This window comes from Marinobacter sp. VGCF2001 (assembly GCF_049943275.1).
Lineage (GTDB): Bacteria > Pseudomonadota > Gammaproteobacteria > Pseudomonadales > Oleiphilaceae > Marinobacter.
In genome coordinates this window covers 212,084-236,998 of sequence record NZ_JBNFVX010000001.1, presented here as the reverse complement: position 1 = coordinate 236,998, position 24,915 = coordinate 212,084, and the positions used below count along the sequence as shown (strand labels likewise).

The following is a 24,915-nucleotide window of genomic DNA, read 5'->3' as shown; positions in this document are numbered from 1 at the left end:
GGTATGTCGTACATTCTCGATGCACTCAGAAAATCCGAAGCAGAGCGTCGGCAGGGCAAGGCGCCCGACCTTGGCCAGCCGGTACAGATGGTGTACCGGGCCAAACGCAAGCCGATATCGGCAGTGGTGTGGATTGCGCTGGCGCTTTTCGTCAATGCCGGGGTGCTGGCTTATCTGTTCTGGCCAGAAACAGTGTTGGAAGTGCCGGTCAGCCAGGGCAAGCTGGCCGACCCAGACGGATACTCAGGGCCCGCACAACCTGAGGAAGTACCCACTGCGGAGCCTGTGGCCGAGGTCGCGCCCACAGCCCCCGCACCCGGCGAGCAAGAGCGCGCAGAGGCCTATGAAGCGCCGATGGTTATCGTTCCCAGCCGGGCTGATGAGCCGCCGGAGCAAAAAATCGTCTTGACGGAACGGGTACCGCAAGGCAGGGTGCCTCATCTTGTCGAGTTGCCCCTTTCGTTTCAGAAGAGTGTTCCTGATTTGACCTTCAACAGCCATATTGTTTCTTCGGACCCGTCAGCCAGCCGGGTGATGATTAATGGCCACTACTTAAAAGCCGGAGATCGCTTCGGATCGCTGTCGGTTGAGCGTATTACCGATGATGGTGTGGTGTTAAGCATGGACGGACGGCCGTTTCGCGTTGGCACGGTGCGCGACTGGTTGAGCCCGCAATAATGGCACTGACCGATGCGGTAAAACAGCAGATCCAGCAAGCCTATCGTGACGTGTTGGCCGGCAAGGATATTCGTGCCCGTTATGGCCAGCGATTGATGATTGCCGAAATTGCGCGCTATATGGGTGAGATTACCGACAACGATGGCCAGCGTACCTCACCACCGGCCACCTGCGTGGTGGAAGCGGGCACCGGTACCGGTAAAACCCTGGCTTATCTTATCGCCGCCATACCGGTGGCCAAAGCACTGGGGAAAACCCTGGTGATCTCCACGGCCACGGTGGCGCTTCAGGACCAGATTGTCCTGAAGGATCTGCCAGACCTGCGCAAACACAGCAAACTGGATTTCAACTGGACGCTGGCCAAGGGGCGGGGGCGGTATTTGTGTATGTCCCGGCTAGAGGCCCGGTTGCACGACGAAGGCCATGGCGACAGCGATACCATGCCGCTGTTTTTGCTGGACCAGCCGATAGATGATGAGGCCCGCAGCAAAGCCACGTTCGAGAATATGCTGGCCAGCTACGGCTCGAGAGAATGGGACGGGGACCGGGACCATTGGCCGGAGCAGATCCCCGATGAAATCTGGCGCCAGGTGACCACGGATCATCGGCAGTGCACCAACCGGCACTGCGCGTATTTTGATAGTTGCGCGTTTTTTGATGCCCGCAAGGATCTGGACGATGCGGATGTTGTGGTGGCGAATCACGATCTGGTTCTGGCGGATCTGGCACTGGGAGGAGGGGCTATCCTGCCAGAGCCGGAAAACGCCCTGTTTATTTTTGATGAGGCGCACCATCTTCCAGACAAAGCGTTGAACCATTTTGCCGCCTCTGTGCCTTTGGGTGCGACTCGCCAGTGGCTGAAGCAGTTGTCTCAGGCCCTGGTAAAAATCCAGCCGTGGTTACCGGCAGGTTCGCAGGCCGCCAAAGCCGTGGAAAAAATCAGTACCGCTGGCCGGGATCTCGATTTGGCGCTGAACCGTGTCTACGAAGAGGTTGAGCAGAATACCGGGTGGGATTTCAACGAGGAGCGACGTAGTGCCCAGTGGCGGTATCCGGAAGGGGCGCTGCCGGAGGGGCTTGCCGAGCTGGCGGGCGAGACTCGCATTGCCACCGCGGGGTTGTGTCGCCATCTCGGAACGCTGGCGGATGAACTGCAAAGCGCGTTTGACGATCGCAAAGACCCTGAGCTGGACCGGGATACTGCGGATTCCTGGTATCCGGTGATCGGCGCGTTCCATGCCCGCGCTGAAGACCAGCTTCGGCTATGGATCGCCTGGAGCGAGGGCGTGACCACCGTCAGTGAAGACAAGGAAGCCGTGGTTGAGGCTCCGGCCCGTAAAGGGCCGCCTGCCGCGCGTTGGGCGGTTCGCCAGCGCTGGGACCATGCCGAAGATATTACCCTGTTCAGTTCTCCGGTGCTGGCCGATAATCTGCTGTATTCGCGGCTTTGGTCACGCGCCTACGGCGCGGTACTGACGAGCGCAACCCTGACGGCGCTGGGGCGTTTTGATCGCCTGCGCTCGCGCGCGGGGCTGCCCGAAGCCAGCCGCTATCTGGTGGTGCCCAGTTCCTTCCGGTACGCGGAAATGGCCACGGTTGAAGTGCCGGCGATGATGGCGATGCCAACTGACGATGGCTTTGCCGACGCGCTTATCCGGCGGCTGCCGGAGCTTTGGGCGGGGGAAAAGGCCACCCTGGTGCTGTTTACGTCCCGGCGGCAGATGCAGCAGGTTCGCGATGCGCTGGCACCGGAGCATCCGGATTTGATCCTGACTCAGGATGATATGGCCAAAAACGAAGTGTTGCGCCTGCACCGTAACCGCATTGACGAGGGTAAACCCAGCGTTCTCTTCGGGGTTGCGAGTTTTGCAGAGGGCATCGACCTGCCGGGTTGTTACCTGCACCATGTCATCATCACGCGGCTGCCATTCTCCGTGCCCGACGACCCCATTGAGGCCAGTCTGGCGGAGTGGGTTACGCAGCGCGGCGGCAATCCGTTCATGGAAATTACCGTTCCGGACGCGTCGATAAAGCTGGTCCAGGCGGTGGGGCGCCTGCTGCGAACAGAGCAGGACACCGGCCGGGTAACCATTCTGGACCGGCGAATCGTGGCGCGACGTTATGGCCAGTTGCTGCTGGATGCCCTTCCGCCTTTTCGCCGGATTATTGAGCACTGACCCGCGGGTTACCCATAAAAAAAGAGCCATCCCCGAGGGGTGGCTCTTATAGAAGGGGTTCTTATCGAACCCGGGCGTCGAAACAACGCGGAACAAGAAGTCTGAAGGCCTGAATTTCAGATTTCGAGGTAAGGCGTTAACCTCACCATGGTTAAATGATAGGGCTTAAGGGGGCGTAAGCGGATCGTCCAAAGGGCGTAGTGGGAGGGTTTAATGTCGAGAAAGTGTGACGTCCGTCACGCTTTGCTAGTATCCCGGAGCAACCCGATTTCGCGGGCTTTTGCCAGTGCCTCGGTGCGCCGGCCCACACCCAGCTTGCCGTACAGGTTGCGTATATGTGCTTTGACGGTAGCCGGGGCGACCGACATCCGCTCGGCAATCTCTTTGTTGGCCAGCCCCTGATGAATGAGCACCAGTACCTCTTGCTCACGCTGGCTCAAGGGTTCCAGCAGTGCATCCGCTCCGGGCTTTTCTTCCGGGGCGCTTTCTGTCGTTACCGGAGCCGTTGGTTCGGGCTGGCGGGCCTGTTGTGCGGCTGCCAGCTCTCTGAGCATGGCCAGCAGCTCGCGGTTCCAACGCCCGGGTGTGCGCAGGCGGGGGCAATCCAGCAGTCTGTCCCGGAGTACCTGATTTTCTTCCGCGAACAGGCGTAGAAAACCGGCGCTCTCCGCCCGGTCCAGGGCTCGACTCAACATTGCTTCGGACTCGCTCTCCCGTCCTTCATAGGCCAGGGCTTCGGCATAAACCAGCAGGATCTCCACAAGATGCCGGTTGTGGGCGTTACGCTCTGCGGTGGGGATGAGTGCAGACAGTGTTTCCTGTGCCTGACGGTATTGCCCGAGCGCATTCTGTACCCTGGCCAGAGCAATCTGGTTCTGCTCACGGTTGAGTGGATTGGTTGCCGGACTGTCCAGAGCCGGTTGCAGGCAGGCCAACGCTTTTTCTGCACGGCCGCAGGCCAGGTAGCAACGGGCGAGCAGGGCAGAGGCCGCAGGCGGCTCGAACACAATGTGTTGTTCGCGTCGCTTGCCGGTGGCAACAGCGTCTTCAAGCGCTTCAATCGCGGTTTCAAGGTCCCCATGACTGAACGCCAGGTGGCCGCGAACATACTGGATCACCACGTGCTGGCCGGGTTCCGTGCCTGTCTGGATGTGTTCCTTCAGGGGCGCGAGGTAGCTCTCGGCTGCGGTGGTCTGGTTTCGCTCCCGGTAGATTTCTGTCAGTGCGCTGTTCTGCCAGCAGGAAATCAGCCGGGGCTGGCTGGGGTCGGCATAGTGCTCATCCACCCACTGCCGAACCTGGCTGGTGGTCGCCAGCGCCAGGTCGGTATCGCCACGATGATACTGAATCCAGGCCAGAAGACCGCCGGATGACAGAACGGTGCTGGCCTTCCGCTCAACCTGTCCATAGTGAACGGCCGATGCCAGGGCCTCTTCAGCATCGTTCAGTTCTCCCTTGCCAAAATAATCCAGTCCCAGACCGTAGTAGGTGACCGATTTCAGGGGGATGCTGATCTGATCGATATCTTTCAACACCTGCTGCGTAAGGTCTGAGGCATTCTTCTCGTCATTGCGGGTGCGCGCCAGATAGGAACGAACCAGCGAAATCTCGCTGTGGAGCGCCAGGGCCCCCTCTGCGTCAGGATGTGAGTCTGCCACCTGGCGGTCCAGCAGATCCTCCACCGCCAGCAGCAGGGGGTCGAGACCATCCACCCGATTTGCGAAAAACAGCCCCCAGATCCGCAGCATTTGCAGTTGCGGGCTGTGCTGCATTCTCACCGCCGGGATAGCATCCAGCCACTCCAGCACCGGCAGGTGGTAGCCACCGTGAATGAGGTTGTTGCCATGCTCGGCGAGAACGTCAGCCAGTCGCTCGGTGTTATTGGTGCGGACGATCTGGGCGATGCCCTCCTGCACATGGCCATGGCGAAGCAGCCAGTCAATCGCACGGGATTGAAGTTCCGACGCCTGCACGGGGGCGTTGTTGCGAATTCTGTGCAGTAACGCTTCGCGGAAGAGGTCGTGGTATCGGAACCATTTGTTATGGTTGTCCAGTGGAATCAGGAAAAGGTTTTGCGAAAGTAGGGTCGACAGCATCTCCTGACCGTCCTGGCGCTGTCTCACGGCATTGCACAGCGGTGCGCACAGGCGCGTGCAGCAGGCGGTCTCCAGCAAGAAGTTCTTGAGCTCCTCCGGAAGCTGTTCCAGTACTTCGGTCAGCACGTAATCAGAAATCAGCCGGTTATCCGCAGCCCCGGAGGGAGTATGGGATGAATGGCCGGGGGTAACGGCATCGCTTTTGCCCGAGAGTGCCGAGAGTTGCATCGCCGCAACCCAGCCCTCCGTTTTGCGGCAAATGGCCCGGATGTCTTCCTCGGAAAACGACATGGCCATGGTGCTACGGAAAAATTCTCCGCATTCCTGTTCTGAGAAAGCCAGCAGCCCCGGGTGTATGTCCTGCACCTGTCTTCGGACACGCCAGCGCGCCAGCGGTAACGGTGGTTCGGTTCGGGATGCCAGTGTTACCAGCATCCCCGGGGGCAGGTAGTCCAGAAACCAGGCCAGTTGCCTGTGAAGCGCGTCGTCTTGAATAACATGATAATCATCGACAACCAGTGACCAGCCGTGGCCATCTTTTGCCAGGGTGTTCAGTAGCGCGGTGATGGCAGGTGTGAGTTCGCCGTTGTCTTGCCGCGCCAGCAGTTTTTTGCATTCCTCCAGCCCCATCAGGCCGGCGTGTTCGAAAGCACCGATGACGTATTGCCAGAATTGACCGGGTTTGTCGTCTTGTTCGTCGAGAGACAGCCAGGCCGTGGTGCGGCCATTGCTGGCACACCACTGGCTGATCAGGGTGGTCTTGCCGTAACCCGCGGGGGCAACAACCAGGTTCAGTCGTTTTCCTGATTCGGGTTGTAGCAATGCCGACAGCCGCTGCCGCTGAACGGCCCGGGCATCCGGAGTTGGCCTGAGAAATTTGGTGGTCAGCAGCATAGCGTCCCGGAGTTGGGAAAGTTTGATTAGAAGATTGTGTGCTTTGCCGCACACAAGTCAAGGGCTGCGACGACGCAAGGTGTTGGCATGACAGCGAAACGGGATATTTGGTCTACACTGAATACAGATCATCTTGTATATCAAAAAAGAATGAAAAAAAGATCTTTTATGCGTATTATCTGGTTATGAATTTGCCAGGGTTCACGAGCAGTGCTTGAAGCACCGACTCCGGGCCGGAAATCCAGGGAGCGACCGTATTAATGAAACTACAGCAGCTGCGTTATATCTGGGAAGTTGCACATCACGATTTGAACGTGTCTGCGACAGCCCAGAGTCTGTTTACCTCTCAGCCGGGCATTTCCAAGCAAATTCGTTTACTGGAAGATGAGCTGGGGCTTGAAGTGTTTGCACGCAGCGGCAAGCATCTCACGCGCATCACCCCGGGGGGTGAGATTATCATCCGCGAAGCCGGAGAAATCCTGCGTCGGGTGGAGGGCATCAAGAAAATTGCCCAGGAGTTCAGCAATCAGCGCAAAGGTGATCTGAGTATTGCCACCACCCACACCCAGGCACGCTATGCGCTGCCGCCGGTTATCAGTGGCTTCATTGAAGAGTACCCGGACGTCTCACTGCATATGCATCAGGGTACGCCCATGCAGATTTCGGAGATGGCGGCGAATGGCGCGGTGGACTTTGCCATTGCTACCGAGGGTATGGACCTGTTCAACGACCTGATCATGATGCCGTGCTATCGATGGAACCGGTGTGTCATCGTACCCAGGGACCACCCGCTGGCAAAAGGCCAGGAGTTGACGCTGGAAGAGTTGTCGGAATACTCCCTGGTAACCTATGTGTTCGGTTTTACCGGCCGCTCCAAACTTGATGAAGCGTTCCAGACCCGTGGGCTGACGCCCAAAGTGGTTTTCACCGCGGCAGATGCCGACGTCATCAAAACCTACGTACGTTTGGGTCTTGGAGTAGGCATCATCGCAAGTATGGCGTTTGATCCCGAGGTGGATACCGATCTCGTCGCGCTGGACGCCAGCAAACTGTTCCGTCCGTCAATTACTCGCATCGGCTTCCGCAAGGGCACATTCCTGCGAGGCTATATGTACGATTTCATGGAGCGGTTTGCGCCTCACCTCACCAAAGAAAAAGTCGACGAAGCCGTGGCCCATCAGGGCAGCCGGTCGGAGATTCAGGAACTGTTCAAAGGTATTGAACTGCCGACCTATTAAATGTCGCGTCAAGAAAAGCCCGCATGGTGTCGACACCATGCGGGCTTTTTTGTCGTCGCTGAGAGCGGTTTTAGCCAGACTTGCCGATCAGGTTGCCGGCGTGCAGGCCGCATTCCTTGTGCGTGGCTTCCTCCCACCACCAGCGGCCTTCCCGCTCGTGCTGGCCGGGCAGCACCGGGCGGGTGCAGGGCTGGCAGCCGATGCTGACAAAGCCTTGTTCATGCAGCCGGTTGTAAGGCGCTTCCGACATACGGATGTAGTCCCAGACTTCCTTCGAACTCCAGTTTGCCAGCGGATTGAACTTGATCAGCGGCTTGTCGTCGGTGGAAAAAGCGCTATCAATCTGAACGACCGGCACGTCGTTACGGGTGCCCGGGCTCTGGTCGCGGCGTTGTCCCGTCACCCAGGCATCCAGGGTGGCGAGCTTCCGGCGCAGCGGGTTGACCTTGCGGATGCCGCAACATTCGGAATGACCTTCCTCATAAAAACTGAACAGGCCTTTGCGGTTGACCATGGCCTGAACTTCGTTGGCATCCGGGAACAGGACTTCAATATCGATGTCGTAGTGTTTGCGCACCCGATCGACAAATTCGTAGGTTTCCGGGTGTAGTCGGCCGGTATCCAGGGTAAACACCCGGAGGTTGTCGGTCAGTTTATGGGCCATCTCGATCAGGACGACATCCTCGGCGCCACTAAAGGAGATAGCAAGATTGCCATAGTGGGCGAGGGCGGCTTTCAGAATTGCCCTGGGGCTCTGGCCATCCAGTTCTGCCCGGAGAGAATCGATCTCGGTCATAATCATCCAGTCTGTATCAATCGCTTGTGCGGCTAGCTTAGCAGCAAACCTTTAATGCCCTGAAGGAATGAGGATCTATATCTTTATATCTTTAGTGAGACCTGTGTGCGGATACACGATGCATTTGGCCGTGCTTTTTCATATCATACGCCCACTCATCGGGGCACAATCGCTCCGCACCTTCAGCTATTATTCAGGAGACCGTTGTGGAACTCGCATGTCTTGACCTTGAGGGCGTACTCATCCCGGAAATCTGGATTGCCTTTGCAGAAAAAACCGGCATTGAAGAACTCAAGGCAACCACCCGGGACATTCCTGATTACGATGTGCTGATGCAACAGCGTCTGCGCATTCTCGACCAGCACGGCTATGGCCTGCCGGAGATCCAGGAAGTGATCGGGACGCTGGACCCGCTACCCGGCGCCCGGGAATTCCTGGACTGGTTGCGTGAACGGTTCCAGGTGGTGATTCTGTCTGATACTTTCTATGAATTCGCCATGCCGCTGATGAAGAAGCTTGGCTATCCGGCGTTGCTGTGCCATAAGCTGGAAGTAGCCGAGAGCGGCCAGATCACCGACTACCTGCTGCGCCAGCGCGACCCCAAACGCCAGTCTGTGCGTGCGTTCCAGTTGTTGAACTACCGTGTGATTGCTGCTGGCGATTCCTACAACGACACCACCATGCTGAGCCAGGCAGAAGCCGGCATTCTGTTCCACGCGCCCCAGAACGTCATTGATGAGTTCCCGCAGTTCCCGGCGGTGCACCATTTTGACGACCTGAAACAGGAATTCCTGAAGGCAAGCGCTGTTCACAGCGCCTGATCTTCTGGATCGCTGATCTGTGCCGCAGCTGCAAGGCGGTGGTGCAGATCAGAGCTTCAGTTTTTCCAGAAAGTCCATCAGTGGTTTGACCTTGGTAAGTGTTTCCTGATACTCCGCTTCCGGGTCTGAATCCGTCACAATGCCTCCGCCCCCCCAACAACGAATCGTGCCGTTGGACTCGCACAGCAGGGTTCGTATTGCTATGTTGCTGTCCAGCCGGCCATTCAGCCCGTAGTAAAAAACCGACCCGCAATAGGGCCCGCGCCAGTGTGGCTCCAGCTCCCGGATAATTTCCATCGCCCGGATTTTCGGAGCGCCAGTAATGGAACCGCCGGGAAAAGCATCGAACAACGCCTGCAGCGGACTGATGCCTGGCTTCAGTCCCGCTTTGATATGGCTGACCAGGTGGTGCACGTTGGCGTAGGACTCCAGGGCAAACAGCTGTTCCACGGTTACGCTGCCGGGCTCGGCATGAAGGCTGAGGTCATTCCGCAACAGATCCACGATCATCAGGTTTTCCGCGCGATCTTTTTCCGAAGCCTGCAGTTCGTCTGCCAGCGCATTATCTTTGTCCGGCGACGTGCCGCGGGGCCGCGTGCCTTTGATCGGGCTGGTCTTGACGACGCCCCGATCAATCTCCAGGAATCGCTCGGGCGACACCGACAGTACCGCGAGGTCGCCAATGTTCAGGAAAGCGCTGTAGGGCGTCGGGTTTGCTTCAGCGAGCGCTGTAAAAGCGAGCCATGGACTGCCACTGAACTGCCCCGAAAAAGCCTGCGACAGGTTGGCTTGATAGCAGTCGCCCGCCTCAATGTAACGTTTGATGGTTTGAACTCTGGCGCGAAACTGGTCTGGCGTCTGTTCCGGGGTGAACGGGCGTGGCATGTTCCAATGAGACGGGGTGTTTACACTGGATGACAGCCACTGCCCAAGCTGTTCATGAATAGCAGCAGGGCATTGCGGGTGAATCCAGAGCCAGTAACGCCCCGTGGGGCGGTGGTAGCTGGCACTCCACAGGTACAGCCCGGCAGACATCATTGGCGCGGCCGACCCGTGACTGAGGTGTGTAAGCCGCCGTTCCCGGGCATACCCCAGCTCATAGCCCAGATACCCGATCCACCCGCCGGTGAGGGTTTGTGCTTCAGAGTGACGGTCCAGTTGATAGGGCGCCGCCAGGGATTCCATTTCCGCGGCTAGGGCGACGGTATCGATAGACGCCGAACCGTCTCCCGGTAACGTCAGGGCATGGACAGCCATGGCTGAAAATCCCGTTAGACCGCCTCTCTCGGGGCCATCGCCGGGACTCCCGAGATACACAAAATCCGGTGCATCACAGGCGTGCGCCAGCAGCTGTTGATACGTTTCCCGGGTTAGTTCCCGTGTTGTTGCCAGCCCCAAGGGTCCTCCGGAATCTTGCTGAAATGATAAGCAGGCCACAAAAACAGCGTTGTCGCGTTTGCGGCGGCACTGATCTAATGAAAAACGTCTTGTACGGACGGGGAGAAAAAGCCGATGGCTATTCTAACCGAGATCACAGGGCGCCCCCAGTATAAAAACAATTCGAGAGCCGCGCGGTTGTTGGTTGCGCGAGCTTTGCAAGGAAAGTGGAGTAGATATGACAAAGCTAAAATCTGGTTTGACGCTTGTACTGATGCCGCTGATTCTCGTGCTGATGACTTCTGGTTACGCCCATGCCCAACAGCCATCAGAGGCCGAAATCAAGGAGATGATCCAGGAGCAGTTCGAACGGATGTACAAAAAGGGCGTGGAGAGTATCCGGGGTCGGATTGTAGTAACCGGTGGCGTGAAGCCCTTTGCGGTGGTGACGGACACCGGCGACAAGAACACTACCCTTCGCATCAGGCAGATTGAGGAAATGCCGGCCGATATCGCGCTTGAGGTGCTTCGCCGTTCGCTGATTGCCCTGGTCAAGAAAGGCAAGGTGGGTGCCACCGCGGTCTTCTACACCACCGCCAACCCCAATAAAGAATCCGAAGCGGATCGCGTGCTGGTCGTAGAGATGGAGCACATCTTCGGGCCGACGCTGGCCCAGCTGGTGCCCTACACCATTGTGGATGGTAAGGCGCGTTTCGGTGAACAAGTGGTAGTGGAGACGGAAAAGAAGATCTTCAACATCAATGTCGGCGAAGAATCAGCGGGCTGAGTTGTAAGACAATCCAAGTATCGATTACGTGAAGGTGATCACGGAACGTTCAGTTACCTCTGCAGTACTCTGTATCCGTGCAGATACAAAAGTACACCAAACAGTCTGCATGACATGGAAATAACAAAAAACTGTTCCAATTAGGAGAACGTTATGAAAGGCCTGAAAAAAATCGCACTGGCAACAGCCGTTGCCGCAGCTCCCTTCGCCGCTCAAGCCGACCTGAAGGCGCTTGACGACACCACCATGGGTAACGTGACCGGTCAGGCCGGTGTGACCATCGAGCTGGAAACCGAAGTTTCCATCGGTGAGTTCCGCTACACTGACGAAGGTTACCTGGCAGTCAACGACATCTCCATCGGTGGCGGTTCTGTGACCCGTGATCAAAGCGGTAAGGTCACCGGCGTTGACGGGAAGCTGGACGACCTGCTGATCGACATCGACGTCGAAGCCGACGGTGATGCCGTGATTGATGTCCACAGCATCAGCGCAAACCCCGTTACTGGTGAGGCGAACAAAAATCCGATCGACTTTGCAGTTGCAGTTGGATCTGCCTCACTGAACGCCAAGGCCGCCGGGGGCGATTCCACTCTGCTGGCCAGCAACATCGGTATCGAGGGTAACCTCGGCAAGCTGAACATTCGTGTGGATACTGCCACTGATAACCTGATCTTGGACGTTGGCTTCAACGTGACTGACATGGATATGGATGTGGACTTCCTGGGTGTGAACGTCCGCGATCTGACTGTATTCGGCGCGACGGCGTTTGAGTCTATGGATGCCGGCTTTGACCCGAATGACCCGACTACTTGGACGAATGCTGCTGGTGGCGACGCTAAGGCTGCTCTATTTGCTGGGGCAACGATTACCGTTGGCAAGGGAGTGTCTGGTGCTACCGGTAACGACGCTCTGGAAATCAGCATTCCTGCGTTCGTAGCTGACATCGGTGTGGGCGCGGTTGAAATTGGTGGTGAGTCCATCGGTTCTTTCCGTATGGACAACCTGGCTGTCACCAACACCACTATGAAGGTTTACGGTCACCAGTAAGTTGACCTGACTCCTTAAAGTGGTGATAGCGCCCCGCATTGCGGGGCGTTTTTTTGTCTGACCGAATCAGCAGGCAAAAAAACGGCGACCGTTCTGGTCGCCGCTTTTCGTTTCAGGGGAGGGGGTTACTGATCGGGCACCTGAATGGAAAGGTCGAACCCACCGCCCGGGCGGGGTGTCAGGTTAATCGGGCCCTCGTTGATGGCTTCCGGAATCTGGATCTGGTCAATACCGGGCGGGTTGCCAATGCTGAAGTTCAGGTTTTGACCGTCAAAACCGATACCCAGTTGGTCGTTCAGGAACGTTTGTGTGAACGGCTGGTCCGGTATCTCCGGCTGCTGGCCGAAGATCAGCGGGAGAGTTCGTGGCGTGAAGTCTGCCGGCGGCTGTGCCCGCGCCAGTTCGTCCACGGGCAGTAACAGTGCGCGGCGGAGAAATTCCTCTTCGGCGTCCGACAGGGCGTCTTTCTTCCCGGCATCCACATACCGCTGGAGTGCTTCCCGATAGGCTTCTTCTTCCGCTTCGCTCAATACCGGCTCACCCGGAGAGATGGTAAGTGCCCGGATGATCTTTTCACGGTCGGCTGAGGTAGTTTGCTGTTGTCGTGGTACGACAATAACGGCAGAATCTTCGACGTAGGTTTCGACCATTTCGTCGGAGGTCATGGTCTGTACACCAGCCCACGCTGGTGTGAATGCGGTTGCCGTAATGGCGGCTACAAGCAGTTTGCGACGCATTGTCATTTGCCTCATGCTGAACCGGTTCAAAAGAGGCGCTGCTGAGTGTACGGCTTCAGTCAATACGCTTCATTACCCAACTTTCAGTATTCGGTTTGTCGGACAGTTTTTCAACCGTAAAGTGCCCGGCGTGTGATCAGAATCTGTTGTCTGACGGTAAATGTTTAATAGGCTCCGGAAATTATGGTTTTATGTCCGGACCTTTTTGATCTTCAGCCGGTGAACTTATAAGCCGGACACCCGTCGCAGGAGCATGATGCGAAACTATCTCAGTACCCGTTGGCGACGATGGATCCATCGTCGCCTGCCAAGAACGGACAATCAGGTACTCAGCCAGAAGAACATTTTTATTCTGCCAACGGCGGCCGGGGTCGTCTTTGGGCTGCTGTTGCTGATCATGCTCATTACCGGTATCAATTATCAGAACAGTCTTATTTACCTTCTCACCTTTTTGTTGGGAACCGTGTTTGTGGGCGCTATGCATCAGACTCACAGAAACCTTACCGGGCTGTCTATTGCCCTGGTTCGCCCGGGAGATGGCCAGGCCGGAGACGATATCCCGTTTCTGCTGCGCATCACTGCGGGCAAGGACGCAGGGCTTGGGCTGGTGTTGTCGGTGCCGGATTCTGTTGTGGAAGGCGTGCATATCTCATCCGGACAGTCCCGGGATGTGGTACTGCCGGTGCCGTCAGCATACCGGGGGTACCTTCGCCCGGACCGGATCCGGATTGAGACCCGCTTTCCGTTCGGCTTGTTGAAAGCCTGGTCCTGGTTGCGCCCGGCCGGCGCCGGTGTTGCCTTCCCGCGGCCAATACCCGCGCCGGAGGCCACCGGCAACGTGAACGACGGCACGGACGCGGTGTCTGAAGCGCCCGTCGCCGGCCAGGACAACGCCGATCTTCGTCCCTGGCGTGAAGGCGATATGAGCCAGCGTGTGATGTGGAAACGATTTGCCCGCACAGGCCAGATGGTCGTAGCCGATTGGCAAGGTGAGCAGGGCAGCCCGCACTGGCTGGACTTCCATGCATTTCCCGGTGTCGATACCGAGCTGCGGCTAAGCTACCTGGCCTGGATGGTAGCGGACCGCGTGCAAAAGAATTCAAAATTTGGTCTGAATTTGCCAGGAGACATCATTGAACCGGATGCCGGCGCCCTGCACGGCGAACGGTGCCTGCGTGCGCTTGCTGTGTGGGGTGAACAGCCCCCACGAGATCCTGACGGGCAGGCGTTTGGCACCCGCCAGGCCCAGGATGTGCCAGCCTCGGAGGTGGCGTCATGAACGGGCGGCTGAGGCAGTTGTTTGCGTCGAAAAGGGCTGACCAGGCGCCGGTCGAGACGATTCCCGCCAATGCCTTGATGTGGCTGATCGCCAGCTTTGGCTTGTTGTTGATCCCCCAGTGGGACCGGCTGCCCTGGTGGCTGATTGCCGCCTGTGGGGTGTTGGCCGGGTGGCGCTGGCTGGCACAGCGCGGCCGGGTGAAGCTCCCGGGGCGGCTATTGCGCACCGGGATCATGGTGGCGCTGGTTGGCGTGTATGTGGCCACGGTTCAGGGCCGGTTTACCGTGGATACCGCCGCCTCTTTCTTTGTGCTGGCGGTGGGGCTGAAATGGCTGGAAACACGGTCTGCCAGAGATTTCTATGTGCTGTTTTTTATTCAGGTTTATCTGGCGGCTGTCAACTTCCTGTTCAAGCAGGACATCGCCTGGGCGTTGCTGACCTTTGCCGCCATCGGTTGCCTGTTGGTGGGCCTGCAAATTCTGAATGCACCGGATCTTCCGGAAAGTCTCAGGGCGGGTTGGAAACGCCTGGGCCTGTTGTTGCTGAAGACGCTGCCGGTGGTGGTTCTGTTGTTCGTGTTTTTCCCCCGTATGGCGCCGCTCTGGAGCGTGCCTCTGGTGTCCGGCGAAGCTCGTAGCGGGATTTCTGACACCATGCGCCCGGGTGACATTTCCAGTCTGGCCCAAAGCAGTGAAAGAGCGTTCCGGGTGACGTTCGGTGGTGAGTCGCCGCCTTATCGCGATCGCTATTGGCGCGGCTTGATACTGGATTATCTCGACGGCGAAACCTGGCGCCAGCGAGACGCTGATGGATTCCGGCGGCCGGCCAGGGTCGATAATGACGGCGGTGTAGGGCCGCTGCAGAGCAACGAATATGACATTCTGATGGAGCCGACGGATCAGAGGTGGGCGTTCGCCCTGACCGACTCGGTGGCGGTTTCAGGCAACGTTTCCAAAACTCCCGAGTCGCTTTTCCGGTTCCAGCGGCCCGCTGACAGTCCCGTGCGTTATCGCCTGGCGCAAGTGCCCGCTGCCCCGGGCCCGGCCGACGATTTAACGCCTGCGGAATTGCGTCGCTATCTGCAGTTGCCTGCGACTGGCAATCCCAGAGCACGGGCCATGGCGGGCCGTCTTGCAGGGCAGTTGGCACCGGATGAGGTCGTCACGACGCTACTTCGGCGTTTTCGGGAAGAGGCTTATTTTTATACTCTCCGCCCTCCAAGGATGCCGGATGATGGTATTGATGCCCTATTGTTCGAAGAAAAGCGCGGCTTCTGTGCCCACTATGCCGGAGCGGCAACCTTTGTGTTTCGCGCCGCCGGTATTCCATCCCGAATTGTGGTGGGTTACCAGGGGGGCGATGCCGGGGCCGGAGGCGAGTACCTCATTGTTCGCCAGTACGATGCCCATGCCTGGGTCGAAGTCTGGCTGGAGGGGCAGGGCTGGGTGAGAGTAGACCCGACGGCAGCGATTGCTCCCAGTCGAATTGAGTCCGGCTTGCGGGAAGCGGTGGCCGATGAAGGGTCGTTTCTCGAAAACGATCTGATTTCACCCCAGCGCTATGGTGACATTGCGGTGCTCCAGTGGGCCTCGCTGCAGATGGACAGGATTAACTACCAGTGGCAGCGTTGGGTGGTGGGTTATCAGGGGCAGAGCCAGATGGACCTGATGTCACGGCTACCCGGAGGTTTCGGGTTGCGGGAACTGGGCTATCTGACGGCGGGCGTGGTTGGCGTTGCGTTGCTGGTGGCGGGATTGTTTTCTGCGCTTTCGGTTCGGCGAGGGGCAAGGCAGGACGCTTTCCGTCGTGTGGTCTCGTCATGGCACCGTGTCTGCGAACGAGCGGGGGTTCCTGTGCGCACCGGAGAAACGCCGTCGACATTGGCGCAGCGTTTATCTGAAGCGCGACCGGAAGTGAGTTCATCTGCGCATCTCTTTGCCCGGGCAGTCAACAGCCATTACTATACCGGGCCGACATCGGAGCCAACGTCGCAAGAGGCACGCAGGCTGGCGCGCTTATTGAAAACCATGAAACGGCAACTTCGTCGCAATACTGAAATGACCTCACGAGTGCACCACGATGATTGATATTGCCCAGGATATGCCCTGGCTTGAGCGAGCCTGGGCCACCGTGCAACACGGGCTGGCCCAGGATCGTCTGGCTCATGCTCTGCTGGTTGTGGGGGAGCGCGGTGTAGGCAAACGGCTGTGGGCAGAAACCGTTGCCGGTTTACTGCTGTGTGACCGACCTTCCGGTATGGATGGCAATGCGCCGGTGGCCTGCGGCCAGTGCCGGCAGTGCCAGTTGATGGCGGCGGGTAGCCATCCGGATGTGCGGGTGTATGCGCCCGAAAAATCCCGCATGGTGAAGGTGGATCAGATTCGGGCGCTTTCGTCGTTCGCGGTAGCTTCGCCACAAGTGGCTCACCGCAAGGTTGCGATCGTCGACCGGGCGGACCAGCTCAATATCAATGCCGCCAATGCCTTGCTGAAGACGCTGGAAGAGCCGTTGGCAGACGTAACACTGTTGTTACTGCAGGAGAGCGGCCGGCCGGTGTTGCCGACAATCCGGTCCCGGTGCCAGACAATGACCATCCCTTTGCCGAATGCGGATGATGCCGGGAAATGGCTGGCGGCCCGGGTGGCAGAGCTGGAACCCTCGGCCCGGCCATCGGCGGAGGATCTGGCGAAGGGTCTGATGTTGGCGGGCAACGCGCCCAGGCTGGCGCTGGAGTTTGCCACCGGAGGATTTCTGGCGCAGCGGGATCAGGCATTCGAGGCTTTTCGACAATTCATGAAAGGCCAGATAACGGTCGGGGACGCGAGCCGGCCGTTCAAGGCTCTGGGGCTTGATGCCACTTTATGGCTTTTTGAGAACTGGGCAGCCGATCTGGCTCGCTGCTGCGCCGGCGGTGAGGTTCAGGATGCCGAGGCCGGGGATATGCTGGCGTATCTGGCCCGCTCGAATCCTCCATGGCAGGCCCATCTGTTGCTGGAGCGGGTGCGCGAAAGCCGAAGCGCCGGGGTCTACAATGTCAGCCCGGAACTGGAGGCCAGTCAACTCTTGCTGGCATGGCGGGAGTTGATGCCCAGGAAACGACAGACAACGTGAGCGTTGTTCAGGCTCAACTGCTATCATTGTGAAATATCAGTAAATTTGCTTGGAAGGTATTCGATATGGGGCCCGGATTCGGAGCGCGCAGCGGCATTCTAACCCTGACTATAAAGGACAAGGCGGTTCTCTACGCGGCGTATATGCCCTATATCCGCCAGGGGGGGCTTTTCATCCCTACCCAGAAGCAATACCAATTGGGCGATGAAGTGTTTTTGCTGCTGAACCTGATGGATGAGCCCGAGAAAATTCCGGTGGCCGGCAAAGTTATCTGGATTACCCCTAAAGGTGCCCAGGGCAACAGGGCTGCCGGTATCGGCGTGCAGTTCAACGGCGACGATGAGACGGCCCGCACCAAGATTGAATCCTACCTGGCGGGCTCACTGAGTTCGGATCGACCCACTCATACCATGTAAGGCCGTTGGTCCATGACGGAAAGCGCATTACCCGGTAGCGTTCCTGATCCTGAGGCCGGTTGCCATGAAATGCACTGGCCACTGGAGAATCTCACCCTCTCTGGATTGACCTGGCCGAACAAGGCGATAGACCCGTCCCGCCCGCCGGCCATCTTTTTGCACGGCTGGCTGGACAACGCCATGTCGTTTGCCCGCCTGGCCCCGAGGCTGGCGACAAACACCACCATGCATGCCATCGATATGGCGGGCCATGGCCACTCGGGCCATCGACCTCCGGGCCAGAGCTACTGGCTGATGGATTATGTGGGTGATCTCTCGGAACTGGTTGAACGGCATTTTCCCGAAAGCGAGCGTTTCCCGCTGGATCTGGTGGGGCACTCACTGGGTGGTATCGTCTGTGCGCTTTATGCTGCGGCTTTTCCCGAGCGGGTGCGCCGACTGGTCATGATCGACAGTCTGGGTGCGCTCAGTCGCCCGGCCCGGGAGACCATTCCGCAATTGCGCCGGGCACTTCACAAGCGCAGGCTGGGTTCAGCGGCACCGGCTCTCTATCCTGATCTGCAAAGTGCTGCCCGGATACGCGAAGGTGGCCTGAGCCCCCTGAGCCCTGAGGCGGCAAAGAGCCTGGTGCCGCGCAATATGCGTGCGGTTCCCGGTGGTTTCGTCTGGCGCACCGACGCCCGGTTGCGCCATCCCACGCCCTTGATGATGACCGAAGAGCAGGTTAAGGCGTCCCTGTCTGCCATCCAGACACCGACGCTGTTCGTAAGGGCAAAGGAGGGGCTGTTGGCGTCCCGGGGCGGGCTCGATAGCAGAGCCGATCTGGTTCCGGGGCTTCAGACGGTTGATGTGCCTGGCGGGCACCATTGTCATCTGGACGGTGAGATCACTCCCGTTGCGGAAGCGATAAACAGGTTTCTTTCCTATGGCTGATTGTTTGAGTTCTCTGAAAACCGGTTTGCTGGCCGGGTTATTCTTTTCCTTCGCAACAACGGCGAATGCGGCATTCCCGCAGACCCCTCCTGAACCATTCGATCAGTCTGCCCTTGAGTCTACTGTTGATATTCAATCCGCAGGACACCTTGTACTGTTCAGCCCGGTGCGCGAAATTCGCGATGAAATCCGCTCGGAGAATATGGCGCGACTACCGGTGCAAGGCAAAGGCCAGTTGTTTGAAATCGCCCGGGATGCATCCCTCGAGGAAGCCCGCGCTCATTATTATCAGCGGTTATCGTCCGGCGGTGCGAGCATTCTTTTTGAATGCTCGGGCATGGCCTGTGGCCGCAGCAACGTCTGGGCCAACCAGATTTTCCAGCAATCCCGTCTTCTTGGCCGGGATGCAACCCAGGATTACCTGGTGGCAGCCACCACGGATGACGACGGGCAGCAATGGTTAACGCTGGTGTACACCGTCACGCGGGGCAATCTTAGGGAATATGTGTGGGTTGAACATCTTGCGGTCGGTTTTGGTGCAGCTATTCCCGGTTACACCGTTGGCGACGGGCCATTGCAGGGGCCGATTATCGTGCCCTGGAGCGGCGGCATCACGTTTCAGTTTGACTGGTCGGCGGACGACCGTCGCACATTGAACGAGTGGGCCAAGGGCGACGCCCAGGTTGTTCTGGCCTCGTTCACCGAGCCGGAAGCGGGTGAAACGCTGGAGAAAGCCCTGGCGCGCTCCCGGGAGGCCGCCGAAAGTCTGGCGTCCTTACTGGGTAAAACCGGCGTTTCTGGCAGCCAGATACGCATTGTCCCGGTGGGGCCAGCGGTTAAACTGAACGACCCGGCGCGTCAGGGCAACCGGGTTGAGATCGTGGTCATCAAGAGGTAGGGGAAATGGCGAACAGGGATAAGCCGGAAAAGGACGAATCAGCGGGTTCGGATTCGGCGCGGGATGGTGTCAGTACGGTGGTCAGCAGTTCAGACATTTCGCCTGCGGGCGCGCCAGCCAGCGCAGAACGTGTGGGGGAGTTGCCGGGCAAAGGTAAAACAGTGGCCCTGACACTGGGCAGTGGCGGTGCCCGTGGCTATGCCCATATCGGTGCGATAGAGGTTTTACAGGAGCGCGGGTACGAGATCGTGGCTATTTCGGGATGCTCGATGGGCGCCTTGATCGGCGGTATGTATGGCGCCGGAAAAATGCAGGATTACAAAGACTGGGTAACCGGTCTCGGGCAGTTTGATGTGCTCAAATTGCTGGATGTGACCTTTACATCGGTGGGAGCTATTCGTGGCGAGAAAGTGTTCTCGGTGGTCAAAGACATCCTTGGCGATACCCGGATAGAGGATTTGCAGATCGCCTACACCGCCGTGGCGACCGATTTACTTGCCCACAAAGAAATCTGGTTTCAGGAAGGGCCTCTGGACCAGGCGATCCGTGCGTCAATCGCCATCCCCAGTGTGGTTACGCCTCTGGTACTGAACGGCCGGGTTCTGGTGGATGGCGCGCTGTTAAATCCCCTGCCGATCATCCCCACCATCTCGGCCCACGCCGATTTGGTGATGGCCGTAAACCTCAGTGGCGAAGACGAACAACCGCGGCGTATTCCGGATGCGGCGTTTATGCCAGACGACAGTGGCAGCGATATGGAAGAATGGGTGGACGCCGTTCGCGAAAAGGCATCCCGCTGGTTTGACTGGGACACGCTGAAGGCCCTGGCGTCGCGCAAGCCCGATAACAGCGCGGAATCTCCGGAGCAGAAGATCAGCCGGGAAATCGCCAGGAAAGTAGAGCCCGCCAAAAGCCAGGAAGAAAGCCCTGGCCGCAGCAAGCATCGCGAAGACCACGAAACCATTGATTGGGACAAGCTTGGCATTGGCAAATTTGATGTGATGAACCTGACCATCGAAACCATGCAGAGTGCCCTGGTGCAATACAAAATTGCCGGGTACCCGCCGGATCTGCTTATCAACGTGCCCAAAAACGCCTGCAGAAGTTACGACTACCATAAAGCGCCGGAGCTGATTCAGCTTGGCCGCGAGCGTATGGCCGCCGCGCTTGATCGCTTTGAACAGCGTCGAAGCAGCTCCGGCCCCTTATCGCTTTGATGGACAAAGGCTGCAGAGGGTGCCGCAATGCGCGTATAATCCGGCGCTCTATTGTTCAGATCAGGAAGTAATATTTTGACGAGTCCAGCCGACGACCTGCTTACCATTCGCGATTTACTCCGGTTTGCGGTTTCCCGTTTTGCCGCTTCGCCACTGTATTTTGGCCATGGCACCGATAATGTCTGGGACGAAGCCGTTCAGCTGGTCTTGCGGAGCGTGCATCTTCCGCTGGAAAACAACAATCTGTTTCTGGATGCGCGACTGACCCGTGCCGAGCGTGAACTGATTCTTGGGCGTTTAGAGCGCCGGGTCAGTGAGCGTATTCCGATTGCTTACCTGCTTGGCGAGGCCTGGTTCATGGGGATGCCGTTCAACGTTGATGAGCGCGTTCTGGTCCCCAGATCGCCGATTGGTGAACTGCTGGAGAACGGCCTGCAACCCTGGTTGGGTGCGATGCAGGTTGAGCGAATTCTCGATCTGTGCACCGGCAGCGGCTGTATCGGTATTGGTGCGGCGGCTGTTTTTGGTGAGGCGGAAGTGGATCTGTCTGATATTTCCGCGGATGCCCTCGCGGTAGCTGAGTCCAACATTGAGCTCCATGGGCTGAAGGGCCGGGTGCGAGCGATTCAGTCGGATGTTTTCGACAACATTGAAGGCCGATACGATGTGATTGTAAGCAACCCGCCTTATGTGGATGCGGAAGATCTGGCAGATATGCCGGCCGAGTATCACCATGAACCTGAGCTGGGCCTGGCTGCAGGAAATGACGGCCTGGATATCGCTCACCGGATTCTGGCGACGGCCGCGGACCACCTCACCGAAAACGGGCTTCTGATTGTGGAGGTTGGTAATTCGTGGGGGGCGCTGGATGATGCCTATCCGGATTTACCGCTGACCTGGCTGGAGTTCGAGAACGGGGGCGACGGCGTTTTCCTGGTTACTGCCGGGGATCTGCGTGAATGGCAGGCTCGAAAAATCTGAGATTCTAAATTATAAAACCTGTATAAAGTGCTGAATTATGTCGGGAAATACATTCGGAAAGCTGTTCACGGTCACCACTTTTGGTGAGAGCCACGGCGCGGCCCTGGGCTGCATTATCGACGGTTGTCCTCCAGGTCTGGAGCTGTCGGAAGAGGATATGCAGCGGGACCTGGATCGCCGGAAACCGGGCACATCCCGGCATACAACCCAGCGTCGAGAGGCCGACGAGGTCCGGATTCTCTCTGGCGTGTTCGAGGGCAAAACCACGGGGACGCCCATCGGGCTGATCATCGAGAATACTGACCAGCGGTCCAAGGACTACTCCAAGATTGCGGCGCAGTTCCGCCCGGCCCACGCTGATTATACCTACCATCATAAATACGGGGTTCGGGACTATCGCGGTGGTGGGCGCTCGTCTGCGCGGGAAACGGCGATGCGTGTGGCCGCCGGTGCCGTGGCCCGGAAGTTTCTGGAGCAGCGCCTGGGGATTCAGGTTCGCGGCTATCTCTCTCAGTTAGGGCCGATCAAGGCGGAAAAACTGGACTGGGACCAGGTTCACCAGAACCCGTTTTTCTGCCCGGACGCCGACAAGGTTCCAGAAATGGAAGCCTACATGGATGCTCTGCGTAAAGAAGGGGATTCCATCGGCGCCCGCATCAATGTGATTGCCGATGGTGTACCGCCGGGGTTGGGGGAGCCTGTGTTCGATCGTCTTGATGCAGATCTTGCCCACGCCCTGATGAGTATCAATGCGGTGAAGGGCGTTGAGGTGGGGGCCGGTTTCGGCTGTATCGAGCAGAAAGGCACGGACCACCGGGACGAGATGACTCCGGAAGGCTTTCTATCGAACCATGCCGGCGGTGTACTCGGTGGCATTTCATCCGGCCAGCCGATTATTGCCAGCATGGCCCTGAAGCCGACTTCGAGCCTGCGCCTGCCTGGCCAGGGTATCGATATAGACGGCAATCCAGTGGAAGTGGTCACAACGGGCCGACATGATCCGTGCGTGGGGATCCGTGCAACACCGATAGCCGAGGCCATGATGGCCATTGTGTTGATGGACCACTACCTGCGCCATCGCGGCCAGAACGGCGATGTAGAGGTCTCTACGCCGGTTCTCGGCCAGCGCTGATTTCGGGAGGCGCTACCATCTACTGGCGGCTGTCGAACCTCTATTTCTGGTTTTTTGCCCTCCTCGGAGGGCTGTTGCCCTATTGGTCCCTCTACCTTGAGGGCCAGGGCTTCTCCTACCTTCAGATCGCCACGCTGATGGCGACCATCCAGCTCACCAAAATCGTCGCCCCAAGCCTTTGGGGCTACATTGGGGACCGCACCGGACAGCGGGTTCGCCTGGTGCGATTCGGCTCGGTCTTCGGCTCGCTGTTCTTCGCGGGGGTGTTCCTCGAACCGGGATTTTACGGCCTTCTGTTGGTCATGCTGGTGTTCACATTCTTCTGGAATGCGATTTTGCCGATGTACGAGGTGATTACCCTGAGTGTGCTGGGTAAGCAGCGTGACCGATACGGCAAAATCCGGCTGTGGGGCTCCGTCGGTTTCATCGGGGCGGTCGCCCTTGTGGGAGGCCTGCTTGAACTGGTGGACATCCAGTACTTGCCCTGGTTGTTGTTGCCGGTGTTTGCCGGTATCGCGGTATCGGCGTTTCTTGTGCCCTCCGAGCGAGGAGAGCGGAGGCAGGCGGCGCCAGCGGGCAGCCTGAAGGCCATTATGACGCACCCTGCCGTGGTGGCTTTCTTTGCCATGAATTTCCTGCTGCAAGTCTCCCATGGCGCTTACTACACGTTTTTCAGTATTCATCTGGAACAGCACGGTTACGGCAAGCTGGCGATCGGGTTGCTCTGGTCTCTGGGGGTTCTCGCCGAAATCGGGATGTTTCTGGTTATGCACAAGCTCTCGCGGCGGTTCACGGTAAGGCAAGTCGTTCTGGGCGCTCTGGTGTTAACGATGATTCGCTGGAGCCTGATTGCCGAGCTGACCTCCGTGTTACCGGTGCTGATCTTTGCGCAACTTCTCCACGCGGCCTCGTATGGTGCCTTGCACGCAGTGTCGGTTCAGTACATCCAGGGCTTTTTCGGTAAGCACCATCATGGCCAGGGGCAGGCTTTGTATAGCGGGCTGACATTTGGTGCCGGCGGAGCACTGGGTGCCTGGCTGTCCGGCTTCCTTGTGGATGGCTTTAGCACCTCGGCCGCTTTCTGGGGCGGCGCTGCAGCCATGGCTTTGGCGATTCTCATCACCTGGCGGGGTTTGCAGCCCCCACCGGAGCCCCGGCACGATCCCTGATCACCCTCCCGGGCGGGATTCCTCTTCTTCGACAATCTGCAACAACGCCTGCGCGGCACTGCCAAGATGTCTGCGCGATAACGCTACGGCACCGAGCACTCGCGTAACAGGGTGTGGCACTGGCAGTACTGCCAGGCTGCTGTCCAGCATACTCAGTGGTAGTACGCTCCATCCCAAACCAACGCTGGTCATCATTTTGATGGTTTCAAGGTAGTTGGTGGGCATCAGCGGTCTGAGCGTGAGATTGGCTTCCAGAAACAGGCGGCTGACGACCCGGTAGGTGGCTGTGCTGGTGTCTGGCAGCAGCGCTGGATGCAGGGCAAGATCTGCCAGTGTGGGATTGTTCAGGGAAGCCAGTGGGTGATCATTGCCAACCACAAAGGCCATGGGGTCCGGCCACTGGGCGAGGATGGAGAATTCCGGATTCATGCTGTCGCTGAGGGTAACGAAGGCAAGTTCAGCATTGCGTTTGTTCATCTGGTGGTAGGCGGCATCGGATTCCATGAATTGCAGGTGCAGGTCCACTTGAGGGTATTCCCGGCGATAGCGACGTAGCCAGTTGGGCAGGTGGTGCAGGCCGATGTGGTGGCTGGCGATGGCGTGAAGTTCGCCGTCGATGCTGTCGGCGCTGGTGATCAGGGCCATGCGGGCATTGTGGATTTCGTCGAGGATTTTGCGGGCATGGGGGAGGAGTCGGGCGCCGGCTTCGGTCAGGCGGATTTCCCGGTTGCTGCGGTCGATCAGTCGGGTGCCCAGTTGGGTTTCCAGGGCGGCCAGGCGTTTGCTGATGGCTGGCTGTGTCAGGTGCAGGGTTTCTGCGGCTTCCGAGAAGGAGCCCTGGTCGACGATTGTCAGGAATGCTTTCAGGGAGTTTGAGTCCATGGTTTCCCTCTGGTTGTGATTTTAACGTTGGTGCCTGAGTAGCTTCAGGGGCCCCTCCCAAAAACCGCTACAAGCACTTCCATGTGCGCTTCTCTCCGGCCATCCATGGCCTCCGACATTTTTGGGAGGGGCCCCTGAAGCTACTCGTCAAGCCGTGGTGCGTGTGTTTGAAAGACTCCACGAAAGGCGTCAGGGGCGCAAACGGGTGGGAAGAGCCTTTCAAAACCGTTGAGGGCCATGGACGGCCCG

At 58.4% G+C, this 24,915-nt stretch carries 21 protein-coding genes; 16 read left to right on the top strand and 5 right to left on the bottom strand.

What is annotated here, in order from left to right:
- The first annotated feature begins 3 nt into the window (after positions 1-3).
- The gene (locus ACP2AU_RS01075; RefSeq protein WP_426373919.1) at positions 4-678 is read left to right on the top strand and encodes a general secretion pathway protein GspB; all 675 of its coding nucleotides are present in this window, start codon (positions 4-6) and stop codon (positions 676-678) included.
- Complete coding sequence (gene dinG / locus ACP2AU_RS01070) at positions 678-2,855, top strand: ATP-dependent DNA helicase DinG (RefSeq protein ID WP_426373918.1); 2,178 nt, start codon at positions 678-680, stop codon at positions 2,853-2,855. Before ACP2AU_RS01075 ends, dinG begins: the two co-directional genes overlap by 1 nt.
- Before the next feature lie 236 nt (positions 2,856-3,091).
- Here the strand turns inward: dinG and ACP2AU_RS01065 are convergent, their stop codons facing one another.
- Positions 3,092-5,845 carry a LuxR C-terminal-related transcriptional regulator gene (locus ACP2AU_RS01065; protein ID WP_426373917.1) on the bottom strand — a complete coding sequence of 918 codons (2,754 nt, stop codon included), beginning with the start codon at positions 5,843-5,845 and terminating at the stop codon, positions 3,092-3,094.
- A gap of 260 nt (positions 5,846-6,105) precedes the next feature.
- Between ACP2AU_RS01065 and cysB the strand changes: the two genes are divergently transcribed.
- The gene (cysB, locus tag ACP2AU_RS01060; protein WP_426373916.1) at positions 6,106-7,083 is read left to right on the top strand and encodes an HTH-type transcriptional regulator CysB; all 978 of its coding nucleotides are present in this window, start codon (positions 6,106-6,108) and stop codon (positions 7,081-7,083) included.
- A 70-nt stretch (positions 7,084-7,153) separates the two neighbouring features.
- On the opposite strand, the gene ACP2AU_RS01055 is transcribed toward cysB, so the two are convergent.
- Positions 7,154-7,879, bottom strand: coding sequence for a phosphoadenylyl-sulfate reductase (locus ACP2AU_RS01055; RefSeq protein ID WP_426373915.1), 726 nt, complete (start codon positions 7,877-7,879; stop codon positions 7,154-7,156).
- Between the two features lie 206 nt (positions 7,880-8,085).
- Between ACP2AU_RS01055 and thrH the strand changes: the two genes are divergently transcribed.
- Entirely contained in the window at positions 8,086-8,700 is a 615-nt protein-coding gene (gene thrH, locus ACP2AU_RS01050; protein ID WP_426373914.1) for a bifunctional phosphoserine phosphatase/homoserine phosphotransferase ThrH, read from the top strand.
- Between the two features lie 48 nt (positions 8,701-8,748).
- Here the strand turns inward: thrH and pabB are convergent, their stop codons facing one another.
- A complete protein-coding gene (pabB, locus tag ACP2AU_RS01045) occupies positions 8,749-10,098 on the bottom strand; it encodes an aminodeoxychorismate synthase component I (RefSeq protein ID WP_426373913.1) in 1,350 nt (449 codons plus the stop codon).
- A gap of 217 nt (positions 10,099-10,315) precedes the next feature.
- Between pabB and ACP2AU_RS01040 the strand changes: the two genes are divergently transcribed.
- Both ACP2AU_RS01040 and ACP2AU_RS01035 read left to right on the top strand, forming a co-directional pair.
- Positions 10,316-10,864, top strand: coding sequence for a hypothetical protein (locus ACP2AU_RS01040; RefSeq protein ID WP_426373912.1), 549 nt, complete (start codon positions 10,316-10,318; stop codon positions 10,862-10,864).
- A 153-nt stretch (positions 10,865-11,017) separates the two neighbouring features.
- Positions 11,018-11,911, top strand: a complete 894-nt coding sequence (locus tag ACP2AU_RS01035; RefSeq protein WP_426373911.1) for a DUF6160 family protein — start codon at positions 11,018-11,020, stop codon at positions 11,909-11,911.
- Between the two features lie 125 nt (positions 11,912-12,036).
- On the opposite strand, the gene ACP2AU_RS01030 is transcribed toward ACP2AU_RS01035, so the two are convergent.
- The gene (locus tag ACP2AU_RS01030; protein WP_426373910.1) at positions 12,037-12,648 is read right to left on the bottom strand and encodes a hypothetical protein; all 612 of its coding nucleotides are present in this window, start codon (positions 12,646-12,648) and stop codon (positions 12,037-12,039) included.
- A gap of 256 nt (positions 12,649-12,904) precedes the next feature.
- Between ACP2AU_RS01030 and ACP2AU_RS01025 the strand changes: the two genes are divergently transcribed.
- The 10 genes from ACP2AU_RS01025 (at position 12,905) to ACP2AU_RS00980 (ending at position 23,784) form a co-directional block, all read left to right on the top strand.
- Positions 12,905-13,927 (top strand): DUF58 domain-containing protein, encoded by a 1,023-nt coding sequence (locus tag ACP2AU_RS01025; RefSeq protein ID WP_426374413.1) that lies wholly within the window; start codon positions 12,905-12,907, stop codon positions 13,925-13,927.
- Positions 13,924-16,014, top strand: coding sequence for a transglutaminase TgpA family protein (locus ACP2AU_RS01020; RefSeq protein ID WP_426373909.1), 2,091 nt, complete (start codon positions 13,924-13,926; stop codon positions 16,012-16,014). The genes ACP2AU_RS01025 and ACP2AU_RS01020 overlap by 4 nt, the downstream gene beginning before the upstream one ends.
- A complete protein-coding gene (gene holB / locus ACP2AU_RS01015; RefSeq protein WP_426373908.1) occupies positions 16,007-17,038 on the top strand; it encodes a DNA polymerase III subunit delta' in 1,032 nt (343 codons plus the stop codon). Before ACP2AU_RS01020 ends, holB begins: the two co-directional genes overlap by 8 nt.
- 65 nt (positions 17,039-17,103) lie before the next feature.
- The gene (locus ACP2AU_RS01010; protein ID WP_008171779.1) at positions 17,104-17,454 is read left to right on the top strand and encodes a PilZ domain-containing protein; all 351 of its coding nucleotides are present in this window, start codon (positions 17,104-17,106) and stop codon (positions 17,452-17,454) included.
- A 12-nt stretch (positions 17,455-17,466) separates the two neighbouring features.
- Positions 17,467-18,387 carry an alpha/beta fold hydrolase gene (locus ACP2AU_RS01005; RefSeq protein ID WP_426373907.1) on the top strand — a complete coding sequence of 307 codons (921 nt, stop codon included), beginning with the start codon at positions 17,467-17,469 and terminating at the stop codon, positions 18,385-18,387.
- Entirely contained in the window at positions 18,380-19,285 is a 906-nt protein-coding gene (locus ACP2AU_RS01000) for a DUF4892 domain-containing protein (protein ID WP_426373906.1), read from the top strand. Before ACP2AU_RS01005 ends, ACP2AU_RS01000 begins: the two co-directional genes overlap by 8 nt.
- A gap of 5 nt (positions 19,286-19,290) precedes the next feature.
- The gene (locus ACP2AU_RS00995) at positions 19,291-20,502 is read left to right on the top strand and encodes a patatin-like phospholipase family protein (protein ID WP_426373905.1); all 1,212 of its coding nucleotides are present in this window, start codon (positions 19,291-19,293) and stop codon (positions 20,500-20,502) included.
- Between the two features lie 75 nt (positions 20,503-20,577).
- Positions 20,578-21,483: a 50S ribosomal protein L3 N(5)-glutamine methyltransferase gene (gene prmB, locus ACP2AU_RS00990; RefSeq protein ID WP_426373904.1), complete on the top strand. Its 906-nt coding sequence runs from the start codon at positions 20,578-20,580 to the stop codon at positions 21,481-21,483.
- A 37-nt stretch (positions 21,484-21,520) separates the two neighbouring features.
- Complete coding sequence (gene aroC / locus ACP2AU_RS00985) at positions 21,521-22,615, top strand: chorismate synthase (protein WP_426373903.1); 1,095 nt, start codon at positions 21,521-21,523, stop codon at positions 22,613-22,615.
- 74 nt (positions 22,616-22,689) lie between these two features.
- Positions 22,690-23,784 (top strand): MFS transporter, encoded by a 1,095-nt coding sequence (locus tag ACP2AU_RS00980; RefSeq protein WP_426373902.1) that lies wholly within the window; start codon positions 22,690-22,692, stop codon positions 23,782-23,784.
- Here ACP2AU_RS00980 and ACP2AU_RS00975 read toward each other — a convergent pair whose 3' ends face one another.
- Positions 23,785-24,666, bottom strand: a complete 882-nt coding sequence (locus ACP2AU_RS00975; RefSeq protein ID WP_426373901.1) for a LysR family transcriptional regulator — start codon at positions 24,664-24,666, stop codon at positions 23,785-23,787.
- Between the last annotated feature and the right edge of the window lie 249 nt (positions 24,667-24,915).